This is a genomic window from Actinokineospora diospyrosa, from assembly GCF_024171925.1.
Lineage (GTDB): Bacteria > Actinomycetota > Actinomycetes > Mycobacteriales > Pseudonocardiaceae > Actinokineospora > Actinokineospora diospyrosa.
In genome coordinates this window covers 72,719-89,232 of the sequence record NZ_JAMTCO010000008.1, presented here as the reverse complement: position 1 = coordinate 89,232, position 16,514 = coordinate 72,719, and the positions used below count along the sequence as shown (strand labels likewise).

At 70.2% G+C, this 16,514-nt stretch carries 15 protein-coding genes; 9 read left to right on the top strand and 6 right to left on the bottom strand.

What is annotated here, in order from left to right:
• Positions 1–435 precede the first annotated feature (435 nt).
• Together LV75_RS16510 and LV75_RS16505 are read right to left on the bottom strand one after the other, a co-directional pair.
• The gene (locus LV75_RS16510; protein ID WP_253887802.1) at positions 436–1,197 is read right to left on the bottom strand and encodes a hypothetical protein; all 762 of its coding nucleotides are present in this window, start codon (positions 1,195–1,197) and stop codon (positions 436–438) included.
• 510 nt (positions 1,198–1,707) lie between these two features.
• Positions 1,708–2,199, bottom strand: a complete 492-nt coding sequence (locus LV75_RS16505) for an NUDIX hydrolase (RefSeq protein ID WP_253887801.1) — start codon at positions 2,197–2,199, stop codon at positions 1,708–1,710.
• Between the two features lie 955 nt (positions 2,200–3,154).
• Between LV75_RS16505 and LV75_RS16500 the strand changes: the two genes are divergently transcribed.
• Positions 3,155–3,535, top strand: coding sequence for a hypothetical protein (locus tag LV75_RS16500; protein ID WP_253887800.1), 381 nt, complete (start codon positions 3,155–3,157; stop codon positions 3,533–3,535).
• Here the strand turns inward: LV75_RS16500 and LV75_RS16495 are convergent.
• Entirely contained in the window at positions 3,532–4,002 is a 471-nt protein-coding gene (locus LV75_RS16495; RefSeq protein ID WP_253887799.1) for a hypothetical protein, read from the bottom strand. The two genes, LV75_RS16500 and LV75_RS16495, sit on opposite strands and share 4 nt — an antisense overlap.
• 12 nt (positions 4,003–4,014) lie before the next feature.
• Here LV75_RS16495 and LV75_RS16490 point away from each other — a divergent pair, with 12 nt between their 5' ends.
• The gene (locus tag LV75_RS16490; protein WP_253887798.1) at positions 4,015–7,209 is read left to right on the top strand and encodes a protein kinase domain-containing protein; all 3,195 of its coding nucleotides are present in this window, start codon (positions 4,015–4,017) and stop codon (positions 7,207–7,209) included.
• A 359-nt stretch (positions 7,210–7,568) separates the two neighbouring features.
• Here the strand turns inward: LV75_RS16490 and LV75_RS16485 are convergent, their stop codons facing one another.
• Genes LV75_RS16485 through LV75_RS16475 form a run of 3 tightly spaced genes read right to left on the bottom strand, consistent with a single transcriptional unit; the run spans position 7,569 to position 10,020 of the window.
• Positions 7,569–8,720: a cytochrome P450 gene (locus LV75_RS16485; protein WP_253887797.1), complete on the bottom strand. Its 1,152-nt coding sequence runs from the start codon at positions 8,718–8,720 to the stop codon at positions 7,569–7,571.
• Positions 8,721–8,752: 32 nt separating this feature from the next.
• Entirely contained in the window at positions 8,753–9,607 is an 855-nt protein-coding gene (locus LV75_RS16480; protein ID WP_253887796.1) for an SCO6745 family protein, read from the bottom strand.
• The gene (locus LV75_RS16475; RefSeq protein ID WP_301319313.1) at positions 9,604–10,020 is read right to left on the bottom strand and encodes a PPOX class F420-dependent oxidoreductase; all 417 of its coding nucleotides are present in this window, start codon (positions 10,018–10,020) and stop codon (positions 9,604–9,606) included. The genes LV75_RS16480 and LV75_RS16475 overlap by 4 nt, the downstream gene beginning before the upstream one ends.
• A 211-nt stretch (positions 10,021–10,231) precedes the next feature.
• On the opposite strand from LV75_RS16475, the gene LV75_RS16470 reads away from it, so the two are divergent.
• The 7 genes from LV75_RS16470 to LV75_RS16440 all read left to right on the top strand — a co-directional run bounded on the left by LV75_RS16470 (position 10,232) and on the right by LV75_RS16440 (position 16,511).
• Positions 10,232–11,044 carry a hypothetical protein gene (locus LV75_RS16470; protein WP_253887795.1) on the top strand — a complete coding sequence of 271 codons (813 nt, stop codon included), beginning with the start codon at positions 10,232–10,234 and terminating at the stop codon, positions 11,042–11,044.
• Between the two features lie 10 nt (positions 11,045–11,054).
• Positions 11,055–11,567, top strand: a complete 513-nt coding sequence (locus tag LV75_RS16465; protein WP_253887794.1) for a nuclear transport factor 2 family protein — start codon at positions 11,055–11,057, stop codon at positions 11,565–11,567.
• Between the two features lie 317 nt (positions 11,568–11,884).
• A complete protein-coding gene (locus LV75_RS16460; RefSeq protein WP_253887793.1) occupies positions 11,885–13,357 on the top strand; it encodes an FAD-dependent monooxygenase in 1,473 nt (490 codons plus the stop codon).
• 16 nt (positions 13,358–13,373) lie between these two features.
• Positions 13,374–13,700: a TcmI family type II polyketide cyclase gene (locus tag LV75_RS16455; RefSeq protein ID WP_253887792.1), complete on the top strand. Its 327-nt coding sequence runs from the start codon at positions 13,374–13,376 to the stop codon at positions 13,698–13,700.
• Positions 13,697–14,959: a beta-ketoacyl-[acyl-carrier-protein] synthase family protein gene (locus LV75_RS16450; RefSeq protein WP_253887791.1), complete on the top strand. Its 1,263-nt coding sequence runs from the start codon at positions 13,697–13,699 to the stop codon at positions 14,957–14,959. Before LV75_RS16455 ends, LV75_RS16450 begins: the two co-directional genes overlap by 4 nt.
• Positions 14,956–16,188: a ketosynthase chain-length factor gene (locus tag LV75_RS16445; RefSeq protein WP_253887790.1), complete on the top strand. Its 1,233-nt coding sequence runs from the start codon at positions 14,956–14,958 to the stop codon at positions 16,186–16,188. Before LV75_RS16450 ends, LV75_RS16445 begins: the two co-directional genes overlap by 4 nt.
• Positions 16,189–16,250: 62 nt before the next feature.
• Positions 16,251–16,511 carry an acyl carrier protein gene (locus LV75_RS16440; RefSeq protein WP_253887789.1) on the top strand — a complete coding sequence of 87 codons (261 nt, stop codon included), beginning with the start codon at positions 16,251–16,253 and terminating at the stop codon, positions 16,509–16,511.
• Positions 16,512–16,514 lie beyond the last annotated feature (3 nt).

Here is a 16,514-nt window from a genome sequence, read left to right as displayed (position 1 = left end):
TCTGCCGAACCCGTTCGGGCGGAGTGCCGTGGGCGTGGCGCTGCACCATGGCGAGTCGGCGGGATCCAGCGAGCACCACCTCCGGAGCTGAGAACGACGGCGACGCCAACGAACTCTCGACACGAATCAACACGCTCAGCACCTCCGCCGAGACAGCACAGCAGCCCGCACAGGATGCTAAACCTCGAGCCTCGCTACGGCGCTGGGTAAGACTTGGCCTCCGGATGCACCTCCCGTTCGGTTCGACCAGCGTGGCCTATTGGGCGCCAAGGGATCCACGTGACACCTGAGCGATTCCCGGCCCGATGATCACCAATCGCATCGTCCACATAGCACCACACTGCTGGCCGAAGCCATCTGGATGATCCGCGTCGGCACCGCCTTCAGTGGGTGGGTTTCGCCTGCGATCGCGGGACGACGCGTACCACGCTGATCTCACAGTCGACTGGCAGCGATAGTCTCCGCTCGCCGTATCGCGCGGGTGGCCGAGTTGATCGTCGTCCCGATCACGATGAGCGCGAGGACGATCCAGGGCAACATCGTGTTGGCGAACCAGGTCCAGTCACTGACCGGCATCCCCACCGAGGCGCCGAACAGTGGCCACCCCGATTCCGTCGGGTCGTTGAGGCGCCCGGCGAGGAAGAACAGCGCGACCGCCTCGGCGATCAGCAACGTCCTGACGACGGTCAGACACAGGATCGCGACCGGCCGTCCAGGTTCGTCCTCCGACCGCGCTCGCGCGGTGGCGAGGCGATACCGGAGCAGGGTGAGCACCAGGAAGGCGATAAGGGTGAATGCCACGACAAACACACGCAATCGCCAGACACCGTCCGCGTTGCCAGGAGAGAACCACACATCGGGGATGACAATGCCGAGCACCGCCCTGGTCTCCGCCAACGCCTGCCCCTGCTTGAACCACAGCACCCCACCAGCCACGGCGAACCCGAACAGACCCACGATGACGCCCGCGAGCAGAGGCGAACCACCACCGGGAGCAACCCGCCTGACCAGCCTCTGCTCCCCGAGAGGGTTCCCCAACTGATTGAGGGGGGTGGGAGGGGCAAGTCCCGGAGGGCCATACGGATCCACCTCGATGGGCGGCTCCGATGGGGTCGTTCCCGGCCAACGGCTACCGTCGCCTTGCATCATCCCGTGCTGAGGATCAAGGTACGGACTGTTCGGTTCATCAAAGGCCATCACTGTCCCCTCCTCGTGCCTACAGCGTCGCCACTGCATCGAGACAGCGCACGATCTTTGGCACACACTCCACCCATACGTCCCAACGAACTCACGCGACACCCGAGAGGCTGGCAGCCCCACGGCTGGCGACCCGCACGGCCCACGCGCACGATGTGGCGCTGCGCACCGCGTATCCCTATACCTCGGCGAACCACGCCGACCCGCACCACGACGGGATTCACCACGTCCCTGGCAGGGGATTCGATGCGCGGGCTCCATGCCCGGTCGATGTCTGGTACCGGTACTTCCAGTGGGCCGGTGCTGGGTCGGTTGCGCCCGGAACGCGATCCCGCGCACCGGCTGGCGACTACATGATCACCAGGTGCGCGCGGTGTTCGTGAAGTCTTGGCGCGACCGGGTGATGCCAGTCATCCGCCGACGCTGACGCGGAGGCGACCACTAGCCGTCGCTATCGACGCAGGATGTCCTGCGGCCCTTAGTTCAGGCCCCTAGCAGCGGTGGCACAGGTCAGTCGGCTAGGGCGAGTGGTTCCGGGCCGAGTTGGTTGGTGAGGAGGTTATGCAGGAGGGTAGGCAGTGTTGGAGGGAGGAGTTTGTCGTGGCAGCGGTGGAGGTCCTGGCCTGTCCACCAGCGGCGTTCGATGAGTCCAGCCTTCTCGTTGGCTGTGGGTTTGGGCGTCGTCTGAGGCGTTGTTGTGGGTGTTCGGGCGAGGAAGACGTGTTCGATGCGGTGGTAGTCGTGGCCTTTGTAGTGGAATCGGGTCTCGCGCACCCAGAGTTTGCGTTCCAGGTCCGCGAGCAGGATCCCGGTTTCCTCGGCGAGTTCTCGGCGTGCCGCGGTGTGGAGGTCTTCGCCAGGGTCGAGGCCGCCGCCGGGGAGTTCCCACCAGTGGTGGTCGGGTGCGGCGGGGTCGAGGGCGTGGATGAGAAGCACGCGGTCGGCGGGGTCCAGGAGGAGGACGCGCGCGCCGATGCGGGGTGTTGTGGTGCGAGTGGGCATGGCGTGGGGTGGTCCTCGCGGTCCGCTGGCGGGCGTGGTGTGCCAGCGGGGCCGGACCGTGAGCGGATCTCCGATTCAGAACAAGGTTGGCTCCGTCTCGGCGAGTGTGGCCGCCGTGGCGGGGTCCGACGTTAGCAGGCGTGTGGTGGCAGTCAGGGCGAGGCGCACCGAGAGTGCGGAGTGGTCGGTGAGTCGAGTTCCGTCCGCTGTGGGTGTCCTGGTTTCGTGGAGGTATTCGCAGGCGATCAGGTCGCCTGCGAGCGCGTGTGTGCCATGGGCGTGGTCGTAGCGGTAGCCCAGTTCGGCTCGACGTGCCCAGCTGTGTTGGACCTCGTGTGGGTGAAGGTGACGGAACAGATCACGTAGGCCGTGGCGGTGGGTGAGGTCGGTGTAGAAGTCGTACTCGAACGGGGCAAACTGTCCGCGGTGCGCAGGGTGATGGTCGGGTTCGAGGACGTTGAGATCACCCAGGAGTAGGAGCGAAAGCGCCTCGCAGAGGCTTCGGCTGGCCATCGACTCGACAGCCGTCGCTTGCTTACATGGATCGGTTACGGCCAGGTCGGAGATCTCACTCGGTCTGCACTGCCTGACTGCACGATCGGGCGACTCTGGCCCCAACGGCATCTCCCTTGGAGCTGGCTCGTCGGATGAGCGCCTACACCGTGCGTTGGAGGCGCCGAATCTGGTCAACCGAGCACAAGCGGAGTGAGTCTTGATGAATGATTCGCAGTTAAGTTCGCCATTCGCCGATCACCCAGGGCATACCGCATGAAGTGCAAGCGTTGAAAGACTACGTAAAACCTGGGCAAGATCTTCCACGTGCCATTCGCGCTGCGTCGTCCTACGCGAAGAACAGGCTGCGATGTATCTCCGTGCTTGCCCAGCCACTCGAGTTGTCGGAGGCTGAGCTGAGCTTCCTCCCGCGCTTGGCTGACTCCTGCCGACACCGCGAGCGATGAAGAAGCTCGTCAATCTCTACCGTCTGTTGCGCATCAGCGCGCACGACGAGCTGGACACCTTCCTGAGTGGTGCTGACACGGCACCGTTCCAGGCTGCCGCAGTTCTTCTCACCGCGGTCACCGGCAGACCAACTCAGGCCGCGACGCTGCTCACTGCGATCCAGAATTGCGCGCATGGTAGCGACATGATCGTAGTGCTTCGCGACTGCGGTGCGGCCGACATCGCCGAATGGATCGAGAAGAATCCCCCGGTCATGACGGAAGCTGTCGTGTATCGCAAATGGGCGCCTTTGGTCGGCCGTTTCAGCTTCGAAACATATCGACTCCTAGGTCACCAAGAAGTGTCACGTCAGCCGACGAGCGGCGAGACCTGCTAAGGCTGGCCCCCAAAGCTAAGAGGTGAGGGTAGCCAGTGCAGGTGGCCCATGGCACGGCGGTAGCGGCGCATGGCTTTCGCGTACTCCAGTGGACTGTCTTTGTGCTGGCTGCCAGGGACGATCATGTTGTAGGCGCCGCTGTCGAGTACCCAGCCCGCGCTGTCGGGATAGAGGTGCGGTAGCCCGGACAGGCCGCCAGCCCCTCTCGACCAGGGTGAAGGAACCCGGGCGACGACGGTCGGCGATGTCGTGCGTTTCTCGAGCGGTCGCTGCCCTTCCAGGCACCACGCACACCGCTTCGCCGACGAACCGCGCTCGACCACCCGACCCAGGGCCTCGATCTTGATCCACTGGTAGGGTGTCCCGGCAGCAGAGCGATCGGAGGTGTCGTGTCCTCCGATGGCGGTCGTCGGTGGTTCCAGGAAAAGCGATCCGAGTTCACCTTGGAACAGGACGGCCTCGACCACGTTCGCGCGCTGATGCCCGACGCCGAGCCGTACCGCGCGTGGGCGGGGTTCAGCTTCACCGCCGTGTCCGGCCGGGTCTGCGAATGCGACCTGCTCGTGTGTGCCCCGCGCGGGCTGTTCCTGGTCGAGCTCAAGAGTCTCGGCGGCACGGTCACCAACAACGGCGACTCCTGGATGTTCCACCGGGGCAAACGAGCCCGCACCATGCTCAACCCGCTGCACCTCGTCGACCTCAAGTGCAAAGAGCTCAAGGGCTTGCTCGCCCGCGCCGCCGGGCAGCTGCGGCTGGGCATCAGGGTCCCCCGCATCGAACCGGCAGTGTTCCTGTCCGCTGCCGATCTGCAGGTCGAGTTGGACGACGCGCAACGCCCCTTGGTCTACGGCCGCGACGACCTCCGCACGGGTCTGCCGTGGATCTGGCGTGACCTGCTCGGTCAGGAAGCCGCGACCGCGGACGCCGGGATCTCCGAGCACCTCCCGGTTCTGCTGCGGCACATCGGCATCCGCGCGGCCAGCGCCCACCTGCGCTTCGGCGAGGACTGGGCGCTCGCCCCCCGGCCCCTCGACATCGGGCCGACGTGGGAGGACCGGCTGGCCACTCGTGTGGGCGAGTTCCCAGAGGAGGGCAGGCTGCGCATATACCTCAGCGCGCTGCAGGCCACCGCGGAGGCTCGGGCGTCGGTCGAACGGCAGGCCGCGCGCGAGTACCGGATCCTTCGCGGTATCACGCACAGCGGTATCGCCCAGCCACGCCAGTACGGCAGACACGGCGACAACCCGGCGATCCTGTTCCACCACCGCGCGTCCGACCTGCGCCTCGACGACTTCCTCGCCGTCCACGGCACCGGCCTCACCGCCGCCCATCGCCGCGACATGGTCCGCCAGCTCGCGGACGCCCTGCGGTACGCGCACTCGCACTCGCTGTACCACCGCGCCCTCTCGCCCCGTTCCGTCACGGTGTCCCCGCGCGAGGACGGCTCCGCGCCGGACGTGCGGATCGCGGACTGGCACAGCGCCTCCCGCACCGGAACGGCGACCTTCCTGTCGTCCATCGCGTACACGGCCCTGGACGACACGCAGGTCGCCGAGGTCGCCGCGCCCTATCTGGCGCCGGAGTTCGACGTCCCCGGAGCCGACCCGGTCGCGCTCGACATGTTCGGCCTCGGCGCCCTCACCCACCTCCTGCTCGCAGGCGAGCCGCCCGCCCAGCGGCGGACCGCGCTGCTGCAACGCCTCGCCGCCGAGGGCGGCCTGCGGATCCCCGGCCCGCTGGGCGATGCCGTCTTCCAGGCCACACACCGGGACCCGAGCGCGCGGCCGCTGTCCATCGAGGCCGTCATCGCCGAGCTGGACCAGGTCGAACGGGACACCTGCAAGCACGCCGTGGTGATCGTCGACCCGCTGGCGGCGATGCCCGGACAGTGGATCGCGGGCGGCTGGGTGGTCGAGCGCGTGCTCGGAACCGGTGCGACCGCCCGGGTGATCGAGGTGGACGGCGACGGTGGGCGACGCGTGCTCAAGGTCGCGCTCGACGAGGGCAAGGCCGAGCTGCTGCGTGTCGAGGCGCGGGCGTTGCACGCCGTCGGCGGCGGTGCCGTCGTGCGGTTGCTCGATGGTCCCCGACTGATGTCCGGGCGTACGGCGTTGCACCTGACACACGCGGGCGAGGAGACCCTCGCGTGCCAACTGCGCCGCGACGGCGGGTGTTGCACCGCCGACCTGGACCGGTTCGGCCGTGACCTGTTCACCGCGCTCGACCAGCTCTCCGCCGCGGGAGTCCGGCACCGGGACATCAAGCCGGACAACCTGGGGATCCTGCCCCGTGCCGACGGTTCGCGGCGACTGGTCCTGTTCGACTTCTCCCTCGCGGGCCGCCCCTCCCGGGACACCCGGTCCGGTACCTACGGCTACCTCGACCCGTTCCTGGGCACCGAAGCTCGCCCTGTCTACGACGACGCCGCGGAACGGTACGCGGCCGCCGTCACCCTGCACGAGATGGCCGCCGGGCAACTGCCCACCTGGGGCGACGGCCTCGCCGACCCCCGCATGACCAACGCCGACCTCCCCGCGATCGCCACCGACCTGTTCGACCCCGCGCTGCGCAGCGGACTGACCGGGTTCTTCGAACGGGCCCTGCACCGGGATGTCGGCGAGCGCTTCACCGACCTGGCCGACATGGACCAAGCCTGGCGCACGCTGTTCCCCCGACACCGAGCGTCGGATCGGCGGCCCGCGCGCCGCCTGGCAACCCTGACGGCCGTCGCCTCCGTCACGGCCGCGGTCGCCCTGCTGCTGAGCGCGGACCGCTCGATCACGATCAGCGGCAGCCCGGCGCCCGCCACGACCCCGGCGACGACCTCGACAATGCCCTCGACGAGGACCCCCGTGCCCTCCCCGCCCTTCGCCCTGGCGACCTCGATCACGGTCGACCTGCCGCCCGGCGAGTTCAGCACGTTCGAACGATCCGTCCAAGGAGCACTGCAGACCGTCACGATCCGGCAGGTGTCCACCGGCAAGCGAATCGCCGTCGTCCACGCCTTCCCACCCGGCGGCTACGACCCGACCGAGGCCGAGAAGGGGCAGTCGCTGACCAGCTCGGGCCGTGCCGCCTACGTCGCGACACTGCCCGGCCCGTACGACGGAGCCACGGATGACCGGATGCCGTCCGTCGCCGTGCGGAACGGCGACGATCACTGGTTTCTCGCCCAGGTGGTGGAGGCCGTCCCGGCCGCGGCCGACCTGGCCCGCAGAATCGCCGACGGTACCCGGTTTGATACCCCGCACCCGTTGCGTTATCCCGTGCGCTTCGGCTATCTCCCGGCGGACCTGCACCCCTGCGCCGGGGCGGACAACGTCTCCGCGACCGGTGCCCCGAACGGCATGCGCTCATGGGACTCCGCGATCGAACTCTGCGACAACACCTCCGGCACGCGGAGTGCCGCGAGCCTGTCGATGAGGTCCAAGAACGGCTCGGACGCCGCCATGGCCTGGGATCTGCGTATCCAAGGCCATCCCGCCCAGATCGACGTCATGCAGGACGGACAGGTCGACCTTATGGTCGACTGCGGCGACTACGTCCTCGACGTCGTTCTCCCCTCGGGGTACAGCCGGGCCGAGGCCGAGCGGATCGCGCAGGGTGTGCAAACCCGACGATTCGCCGACAAGGCATCCTGGTTCGACGGCCCGACCGCCGTCCCGCACACGTGAGCGCCACTCCCCCGAGAGTTCCCGTGATCCAGCGCCCTTGTCGCCGATCCAGTTCGTCGGGTCGTCTGGAGGAAGTGGCGGCCGCTGGCGATGAGTGGCCGGTCAGCGCATTCACGTCGCACTGACTACGCTCTCTTTCCCTGCTCTTGGCTTGGGTTGCGCGGCGTCGTTGATGATCGGCGGGGGCTGTTGTCGGCGGGATCGGGGAGGATGACGGGTGTCAAGGCTGCGGGTTGGGTGTGCGATGTGGACGCACAAGGCCTAGGTTGGGCGGTTTGTGCCTTCGGTGGGAGCGAAGGAGCCTGATCTCGAGAAGTAGCCTGAGCCGCTGAGCCCTCGACTTTGTTCTGAGGTAAGGGCTACCAGGTCACGGGTAGTGCGTTCAGGCCGCCGGTGAGGAGGTTGTCGCGGGGTTCGAGTTCGTTCAGTGGCACCGCGAGGGTTAGGCCGGGGAAGCGTTGGACGACGCGGGCGAATAGGACGTCTAGTTCGAGTCGGGCGAGTGGTGCTCCGGCGCAGAAGTGCTTGCCGTGGCCGAAAGTCAGGTGGCGGTTGGCTTCGCGGGTCACGTCGAAGCCCTGGTGGTCACCGACGAGGTGCGGGTCGACGTTGGCGTGGGCGAGGCCGAGTAGCACCATCTCGCCCTCTTGGATGGTCACGCCGCCGATGTCGAGGTCGGTGTTGGCCCACCTCGGTAGCGCGCCGCCCACATCTGCCGGGTCTGGGGTGGCGAAGTAGCTCGTCCTGGGCAGCGAGCCGCGCAGGATCTCCTCCACGGCGGTGGGCATCAGTTCGGCCCGGGCGGTGAGCTGGGCGCGTTGGTCGGGGTGGGTGGCCAGCAGGACGGCGCCCGCGTCGATGGCGGTCACCGTGGTCTCGTGGCCCGCGAACAGCAGCGTCATCCCGAGCGCGACGACCTTGTCCAGGGTGAAGCCCTCCGGGTCGACGCGGTGCGCGGCGACCAGGTCGGACAACAGGTCGTCGGTGTCCTCCCGCAGCCGCAGCGCCACCATGTCGGCGATGTAGGCGGCCAACTCGGTGCTGCCGTGCTCGGAGCGGGCCTGGTCGCGCATGTCGGCGGCCTCGTCCGACCAGGCGCGGAACCGGTCGCGGTGTTCGAACGGGACACCGAGCAGATCGCTGATCACCAAGGCAGGCAGGGGGAAGGACACAACACGGTGGAAGTCGGCCGGGCTGCCCGACGCCGCCAACTCGTCGAGCAGGCCATCGACCAACTGCTCGACCCGCGGCCGGTAGTCGGCGAGTCTACGCGCGGAGAACCACTGCGAGAGCAGCCGCCGCATCCGGGTGTGGTCGATCCCGTCGGTCGGGCGCGCCTGCTGGGCCCGACCGAACACCACCGAGTCCGACAGCCGGGCGGCCAGCTCGGGCGCCGGGTGCGTCAGGCCAAGCCGCGGGTCGGACAGCAGCGCCCGGACGGTCTGGTAGTCGGTCACCAGCCAGGCCGGGAACCCGGCTGGCGTGGTGGTCCGGCTCATCTGGGTGGCCATGGGGTCCCTCTCGTCAGGCAGGCACGGAGAAGTCAGGCGGGCACGAAGAACTCGCGCAGCACCGGCGGGAACGCGCTCGCCGCGAGCCCGAGCAGGGCGCCGGAGAGCTCGGTCAACCTGGCCAGGGCGGCGGGTCCGAGGTGGTCGTAGGGCGCGCGGTCGAGGCGGTCGGTCTCCAGTTCGACCTCGGCGCGCAGCTCGGTGCCCGCCGGGGTGAGCGCGCCCGCGGCGTCGAGCAACCCCTGTTCGCGCAGGCGGTTCTGGGACCGCGCCCAGTCGTGCTCGGTCCAGCCGCGCTTGGTCATGACCAGCTGCTGGGGCATCCCGGCGGGGCTGGCGCAGTGCGTCACCAGTGCGTCGAGCCCGGCGAGGTCGGCGCAGGCGAGCACCGCCACGTGGCCGTCGCCCCGGTACTCCCGCAGCAGCGTTGCGGCGTGCCAGAGGGCCAGGTGCGGTTCGTCGGGCACCGGGAGGTCGGCGTTGGCGGCGTACATCGGTCTGCCGCCGGGGTCGCACGCCTCCGTCGCCCGCAGGGCCAGTTCGGCCGCCTCGGCCACCTGCGGCGCCCCGACCCCGTCCGGTCCCTCACCGAGGAGTCTGCGCAGCACCGCGTCGACGGCCCGGTAGCGGGCGTCGACGGCAGACGCGGGCGCGACCCGCTCCCACAGCGCGGGCAGGTGCCCGGCGACCATGGGTCGGGCGAAAGCGTTGAACGCGGCCACCACCGGCCCGGCACCGACCGCGCCCATCGGGGCGGCGCGCGCGGCGAGGTAGACCGCCATCTGGTCGGCCACGCCGTGGGGGGCGAACGCCGCTTCCAGCTCGGGGGCGAAGTACAGCGTGGAGTGCAGCGAGTTGAGCGCCTCGGCGCACCGGTGGGCCGTCACGGGCGCACGTCCCGGTTGTTCGGGGTCAGCTCGTGCGGGGCCAGGTCGGGCTGGTCGACGCCGAAGCTGATGATCCGCCGCGGGCGGATGCGGATGACCTCGTCGTCGAGGTCGGGGTAGGCGGCCGGGTCGACGGCGATCTCGCCGGTGCCGCGCACCTCCACGCAGCGGATCCGCCACGGGTCGGTGGAGACCACGTCGTCGACGACCAGGGCGACCCGGCCGTTGTCGGCGACGTTGCGGAACTTGCGGCTGGCGGCGAAGTTGAACCCGCCGATGTCGATGGTGCCCAACTCCGGGTTGAAGTGGAAGCCGACCGGGTTGACCTGCACCGTCCCGTCCGGTTGCACGGTCGCCAGCCTGCCGACCGGCTGCCCGGCCAGGTACGTCAGCTCGTCCTCGGTGAAAATCATGGCGGAGATCTCCCGGCATCGGTGTCAGGTGCTCTGCGATCCAGTCTCGTGATCGGTGCGGACAATGACAAGGACGCCCGTGTCAGTTGTTCCTCAGAGGATCGTCAAATACCGGAGCCGGGTTTTGCAGACAATTGAGGTTCCTTTGTCGTGCGGGTGCGGCGGATCGTTGGATCATGGTGGAACAACACCGGAACCGGAGGCGATCGCCGTGCACGAGGCCGCACCACTGCTGATCAGTTCGACCGAGGACGGGCTCACCGCCCCCGACTCCGCCACACCGGGGCAGCGCAGCTTCCGGTCCGAGACCACCGCGGCGGGGGTGGGCTGGGTCGGGCTGGCCCGGCTCGCCGACGGGGTCACCTGGGACCGGTTCCGCCGAGACTTGCAGGCCGTGGTGTCCGACGAGCAGGAGCGCATCGTCAAGGGCATGGCCGCGCTCGACGGTGACGCCGTGCTGCTCGGTGGCGCGGTCATCCACCCGGGCAGGCCGGGCGAGTTCACCGCGGAGCTGGTGGCGGGCCAGCACGTGCTGTTCGACTACCCCGACACCGCCAGTGACAACCCGGCGCCCCGGTACCGGTCGCTCACCGTCGAGGGGTCTACACAGGACAGTCCGGTGCCGGACGCCGCGGGTACCGTGCGCGCCGTACTCACCCCGGACGGGCCGGTCTTCGAGGTGCTCGGCACCCCGACCGCCGGGCAACCGCTGGCCTTCGACAACGCGATGCCGCGGCCGTACCTCGCCGAGGCCGTGGTGTTCCCGGTGGCCGACGAGGTCGGCGCCGAGGAGTTGGCGGAGTTCTTCAACGCTTTCGTCGACGGCAGCCCGGAATGGCCGCCGAACCCGCCGTTCGACCTGGGCCTGGGCTGCGGAACGTTGCCGCTGAGCGCGGGCGGCCGGTCGGTGCACCGGCTGGCGGCCGGAGCCGGGCGGCACGTGGTCGTCAACTGGCTCAAGGATCCCACCGACGGGGTGCGGATGGCCAAGCGCGGCCAGTACCGCGTGATCGAGCTCGGCTGAGGAGGACCTCATGCTCCACAGTGGACGACAAGCGGCCCCAGCCGAGTCCCGGCTGGCCGCGCTGCTCGACCGGGAGGAGATCAGTGGCCTGGTCGACCGCTACGTGGTGGGCCTGGACACCGCGCAGGACCCGGCGCAGGACATCGAGTGGTACCGGCGGATCTTCACCGAGGACGTGCGGCTGAGCTTCCCGATCGGCGAGCGGCGCGGCCTCGACGGGCTCGCGGAGTTCCAGCGGCGAGCTCGGTTGACCTGGCAGAGCACGTTGCACGTCAGCGCCAACCACGTCGTCGACCTCGACGGCGACCGGGCCGCGGTACGGGTGCAGATCCTCGGGACGCACGTGGAGTACGGCGTGCCCACCGCGGGTCTTGAGCACGCGACCCGGTTCGACATGGGCGGCTACTACGACGTCACCGCTGTACGCGGCCCGGACGGCTGGCGGATCGACGACCTGAGCTTCACCGTCGTGTGGACCTCGGGCGCGGGCAGGCCGAACGCCGACTACTCCGCCGCGGGGTAGCCACTCCCCCGTTCCACCGCAGGCCCCGGGTTCACCGAACCCGGGGCCTGCCGCTTGTCCGGCAGAACCTGTGGAAACCGTTTCTCACATTGGCTTGGGGCAACATTGTCATCTACCGGCCCGAACCGCCTTGACCCGTTGGTGAAGGCGGTCAAATAATGGAGTCAGCACAGCACGGATGATCCGCGGGAGTTCCGGCGGATCCTGTGGACTCCCAGCCGCGGCCCCTTAGAGCAAATGCGGCCGACATCTCGCCGGTGGTTATTCACCGCGGGAAGAAAAGGTACCGATTCCGCCGATTTCGCAAGGAGAGGTACATGGACGCACCAGTCATCGTCGCGGGCGCCGGGCCCGCCGGACTCACCGCGGCCGCCGAGCTGCGGCTGGCCGGGGTCGAGGTCGTCGTGCTGGAGCGGCTGGCCCGGCCGACCGGGCAGTCGCGCGGGCTCGGCTTCACCGCGCGGACCATGGAGGTCTTCGACCAGCGCGGCCTGCTGCGCCGCTTCGCCGACTTCGAGACCAGCGACCAGGGCCACTTCGGCGGGGTGCCGGTGGACTTCGGCGTGCTCACCGGCGCGGCCCAGGCCGCCAAGACCATCCCGCAGTCGACCACCGAGGCCGTGCTCGAGCAGTGGGCGCGCGACCTGGGCGCCGACATCCGGCGCGGCACCGAGATCACCGGCCTGCGCGACACCGGCGAGTCGGTCGAGGTCACCGTGGACGACGGTGGTGTCGAGCGGCGGCTCACCGCGCAGTGGCTGGTCGGCTGCGACGGCGGCCGCAGCACGGTCCGCAAGCTGGCCGGGTTCGACTTCCCCGGCACCGCGGCCACCATGGAGATGTTCCTGGCCGACGTGCGCGGGGTCGACCTGGCGCCGCGGATGATCGGCGAGACGCTGCCCGGCGGCATGGTCATGGTCGGCCCGCTGCCCGGCGGGGTGACCCGGCTCATCGTCTGCGAGCGCGGTGCCCAGCCGCGCAAGCGCAGCGGGCCGCCGGAGTTCGCCGAGGTCGCCGACGCCTGGAAGCGGCTGACCGGGGTGGACATCTCGCACGCCGAACCGGTGTGGGTCAGCGCGTTCGGCGACGCCACCCGGCAGGTCACCGAGTACCGGCGCGGCAGGGTGATCCTCGCGGGCGACTCGGCGCACATCCACCTGCCCGCGGGTGGGCAGGGCATGAACGTCAGCATCCAGGACTCGGTCAACCTGGGCTGGAAGCTGGGCTCGGTCGTGCGCGGCACGGCCGGGGTCGAGCTGCTCGACACCTACCACAGCGAACGGCACGCCGTGGGCAGGCGGCTGCTGCTCAACACCCGGGCGCAGGGGCTGCTCTTCCTCAGCGGCTCGGAGATGCAGCCGCTGCGCGAGGTCTTCGGCGAACTCGTCGGCTACCGCGAGGTCGCCGCGCACCTGGCGGGCATGGTGTCCGGGCTGGAGATCCGCTACGACGTCGGCGGCGGCTCGCACCCGTTGCGGGGCATGCGGATGCCCAAGACCGGACTGTCCCTGCCGGACGGTCGGACGACCGACAGCACCGCCCTCCTGCGCGCGGGCCGGGCGGTGCTGCTCGACCTGGCCGACAACCCGGTGCTGCGCGAGCGCGCCGCGGGCTGGCGCACCCGCGTCGACGTGGTCACCGCGACCGCCACCGACAGCACCCCCGACAACCCCCTGCACGGCACCACCGCCGTGCTGGTGCGCCCCGACGGGTACGTGGCCTGGGCCGCGCCCGGCAGCCACCGCGACCTCCCGACCGCCCTGCGGACCTGGTTCGGGCCGCACCTGTGAGCACGAAGGGAAACCCATGCACAGCACGCTGATCGTGGCGCGGATGCGCCCGGAGTCCGCCGCGGACGTCGCGGGCCTGTTCGCCGAGTTCGACCGCACCGACATGCCGCACCGGATGGGCACTGCCCGACGGGAGCTCTTCAGCTACCGGGGCCTCTACTTCCACCTGCAGGACTTCGAGTCCGAGGACGGCGGCGAGCGCATCGAGGCGGCCAAGACCGAACCCGCCTTCGTCGGCATCAGCACCGACCTCAAGGCGCACATCGAGGCCTACGACCCCGACACCTGGCGCTCCCCCGCCGACGCGATGGCCCAGCGGTTCTACCACTGGAGCGCCCGGTGAGGCAGGTCGCGATCACCGGCATCGGCGTGACCGCCCCCGGCGGCGTCGGCACCAAGAACTTCTGGGACCTGCTCACCAGCGGGCGCACCGCCACCCGGCGGATCAGCACCTTCGACCCGTCGCCGTTCCGCTCGCAGATCGCCGCCGAGGTCGACTTCGACGCGGCCGCCGCGGGCTTGAGCCCGCAGCAGGAGCGCCGGATGGACCGGGCGGCGCAGTTCGCCGTGGTCACCGCCCTGGAGGCGGTCGCCGACAGCGGCACCGGGTTCGACGACGTCGACCCGCACCGGTTCGGCGTCACCATCGGCAGCGCGGTCGGCGCGACCACGGGCCTGGACACCGAGTACCGCACGGTCAGCGACGGCGGGCGGCTGGAGCTGGTGGACCACCGCTACGCCGTGCCGCACCTCTACAACTACCTGGTGCCGAGCTCGTTCTCCGCCGAGGTGGCGCTCGCCGTCGGCGCCGAGGGGCCCAACACCGTGGTCTCCACCGGGTGCACCTCCGGGCTCGACGCGGTCGGGCACGCCGCCGAGCTGATCCGCGAGGGCAGCGCCGAGGTGATGGTCGCGGGGGCGACCGACGCGCCGATCTCGCCGATCACGGTGGCCTGCTTCGACGCGATCAAGGCGACCACGCCGCGCAACGACGACGCCGAGCACGCCTCACGGCCGTTCGACCGGACCCGCAACGGGTTCGTGCTCGGCGAGGGCTGCGCGGTGTTCGTCCTCGAGGAGCTCGGCCGCGCCCGCGCCCGGGGTGCGCACGTCTACGCCGTGGTGGCGGGGCACGCGTCGCGCTGCAACGCCTTCCACATGACCGGGCTGCGGCCGGACGGCCGCGAGATGGCCGAGGCGATCACCGTCGCCCTCGGCGAGGCCGGGATCAACCCCGACCAGGTCGACTACGTCAACGCGCACGGCTCGGGCACCCGGCAGAACGACCGGCACGAGACCGCCGCGATCAAGCGCAGCCTCGGTGAGCACGCCTTCCGGGTGCCGGTCAGCTCGATCAAGTCGATGGTCGGGCACTCGCTCGGCGCGATCGGCTCGATCGAGATCGCGGCCAGCGTGCTGGCGATGGAGCACGGCGTCGTGCCGCCCACGGCCAACCTGACCACGCCCGACCCGGAGTGCGACCTGGACTACGTGCCGATCACCGCGCGCGAGTTGCGGGTGGACACCGTGGTCTCGGTGGGCAGCGGGTTCGGCGGGTTCCAGACCGCGATGGTGCTGACCAAGCCGGGGGGTGCGCGATGACCGCGACCGTCGTTGTCACCGGTCTGGGGGTCGCCGCGCCGAACGGGCTGGGCGCCGAGGACTACTGGAACGCGGTGCTGCGCGGGGTGAGCGGGATCGACCGGCTCACCCGGTTCGACCCCACCCCGTACCCGGCCACGCTGGCCGGGGAGATCACCGGTTTCGACGCCTCGGCGTCGCTGCCGGGCAGGCTGTTGCCGCAGACCGACCGGATGACCCAGCTCGCGCTGGTGGGCGCCGACTGCGCGTTCGCCGACGCGGGCGTGCGCCCGGCCGAGCTGCCCGAGTACGACATGGGCGTGGTCACCGCCAGCTCGTCGGGTGGCTTCGAGTTCGGCCAGAACGAGCTGCGCAACCTGTGGGCCAAGGGCAACGAGTACGTCAGCGCCTACCAGTCCTTCGCCTGGTTCTACGCGGTCAACAGCGGCCAGATCTCCATCCGCAACGGCATGCGCGGGCCGAGCGGCGTCGTGGTCAGCGACCAGGCGGGCGGGCTCGACGCGGTGGCCCAGGCGCGCAGGCAGATCCGCAAGGGCACGCCGCTGATGATGTCCGGCGGGATCGACGCCTCGCTGTGCCCGTGGGGCTGGGCGGCGCTGATCACCAGCGGCAGGCTCAGCACCGGTGTGGACCCCGCGACCGCCTACCTGCCCTTCGACGGCCGCGCGGCCGGTCACGTCCCCGGCGAGGGCGGCGCGCTGCTGGTCCTCGAGGACGCTGAAGCCGCGCTGACCCGCGCCGCCCCGCACATCTACGGCGAGGTCGCGGGCTACGGCGCCACGTTCGACCCGGCGCCGGGGTCAGGTCGGGAGCCGGGACTGCGCGCGGCGATCGAGCGGGCGCTCGAGGACGCGGGCACCAGGCCCGCGGAGGTGGACGTCGTCTTCGCCGACGCCGCCGCCCTGCCGGAGCTGGACCGGGTGGAGGTCGAGGCGATCACCGCGGTGTTCGGCCCGCGCGGCGTGCCGGTGACCGCGCCGAAGACGACCACCGGGCGGCTCTACTCCGGTGCCGCCGCCCTGGACCTGGCGACCGCGCTGCTGGCCATGCGCGACGACGTCATCCCGCCCACCACCGGGGTCCGCCTCGCCGAGGACTACGACATCGACCTGGTCACCGGCGCGCCGCGGCTGCTCGCGCCGCTGCGCACCGCGCTGGTGCTCGCCCGCGGCCAGGGCGGGTTCAACTCCGCGGTCCTGGTGCGGGAGTTCCGCGGCCACCGCGGCTGACCCACCACCGCTGACCAACAACCGATCACCCACCACCCGCCACCCGGCACAGGAGCACAACCATGTCCAACACCAGGTTCACCGTCGACGACCTCAAGCGGATCCTGTCGGAGGGCTCCGGCGAACCGGAGGGCGTCGGCCTGCGCGAGGACACGGTGGACACCGAGTTCACCGAGATCGGCTACGACTCGCTGGCGCTGCTGGAGACCAACAGCCGCATCGAGCGCGAGTACGGCCTGCGGCTCGACGAGGAGCTGCTCGAGACGACCACCACCCCGCGCGCGCTGATCAGGCTGGTCAACGACCAGCTGACCAGCGCCTGAGCG

Coding starts and splice junctions, on each gene's coding strand:
- LV75_RS16445 (WP_253887790.1), top strand. CDS start 14,956: ATGACCGCGACCGTCGTTGTCACCGGTCTGGGGGTCGCCGCGCCGAAC.
- LV75_RS16460 (WP_253887793.1), top strand. CDS start 11,885: ATGGACGCACCAGTCATCGTCGCGGGCGCCGGGCCCGCCGGACTCACC.
- LV75_RS16440 (WP_253887789.1), top strand. CDS start 16,251: ATGTCCAACACCAGGTTCACCGTCGACGACCTCAAGCGGATCCTGTCG.
- LV75_RS16475 (WP_301319313.1), bottom strand. CDS start 10,020: ATGATTTTCACCGAGGACGAGCTGACGTACCTGGCCGGGCAGCCGGTC.
- LV75_RS16465 (WP_253887794.1), top strand. CDS start 11,055: ATGCTCCACAGTGGACGACAAGCGGCCCCAGCCGAGTCCCGGCTGGCC.
- LV75_RS16490 (WP_253887798.1), top strand. CDS start 4,015: ATGCCCGACGCCGAGCCGTACCGCGCGTGGGCGGGGTTCAGCTTCACC.
- LV75_RS16510 (WP_253887802.1), bottom strand. CDS start 1,197: ATGGCCTTTGATGAACCGAACAGTCCGTACCTTGATCCTCAGCACGGG.
- LV75_RS16500 (WP_253887800.1), top strand. CDS start 3,155: ATGAAGAAGCTCGTCAATCTCTACCGTCTGTTGCGCATCAGCGCGCAC.
- LV75_RS16485 (WP_253887797.1), bottom strand. CDS start 8,720: ATGGCCACCCAGATGAGCCGGACCACCACGCCAGCCGGGTTCCCGGCC.
- LV75_RS16455 (WP_253887792.1), top strand. CDS start 13,374: ATGCACAGCACGCTGATCGTGGCGCGGATGCGCCCGGAGTCCGCCGCG.
- LV75_RS16505 (WP_253887801.1), bottom strand. CDS start 2,199: ATGCCCACTCGCACCACAACACCCCGCATCGGCGCGCGCGTCCTCCTC.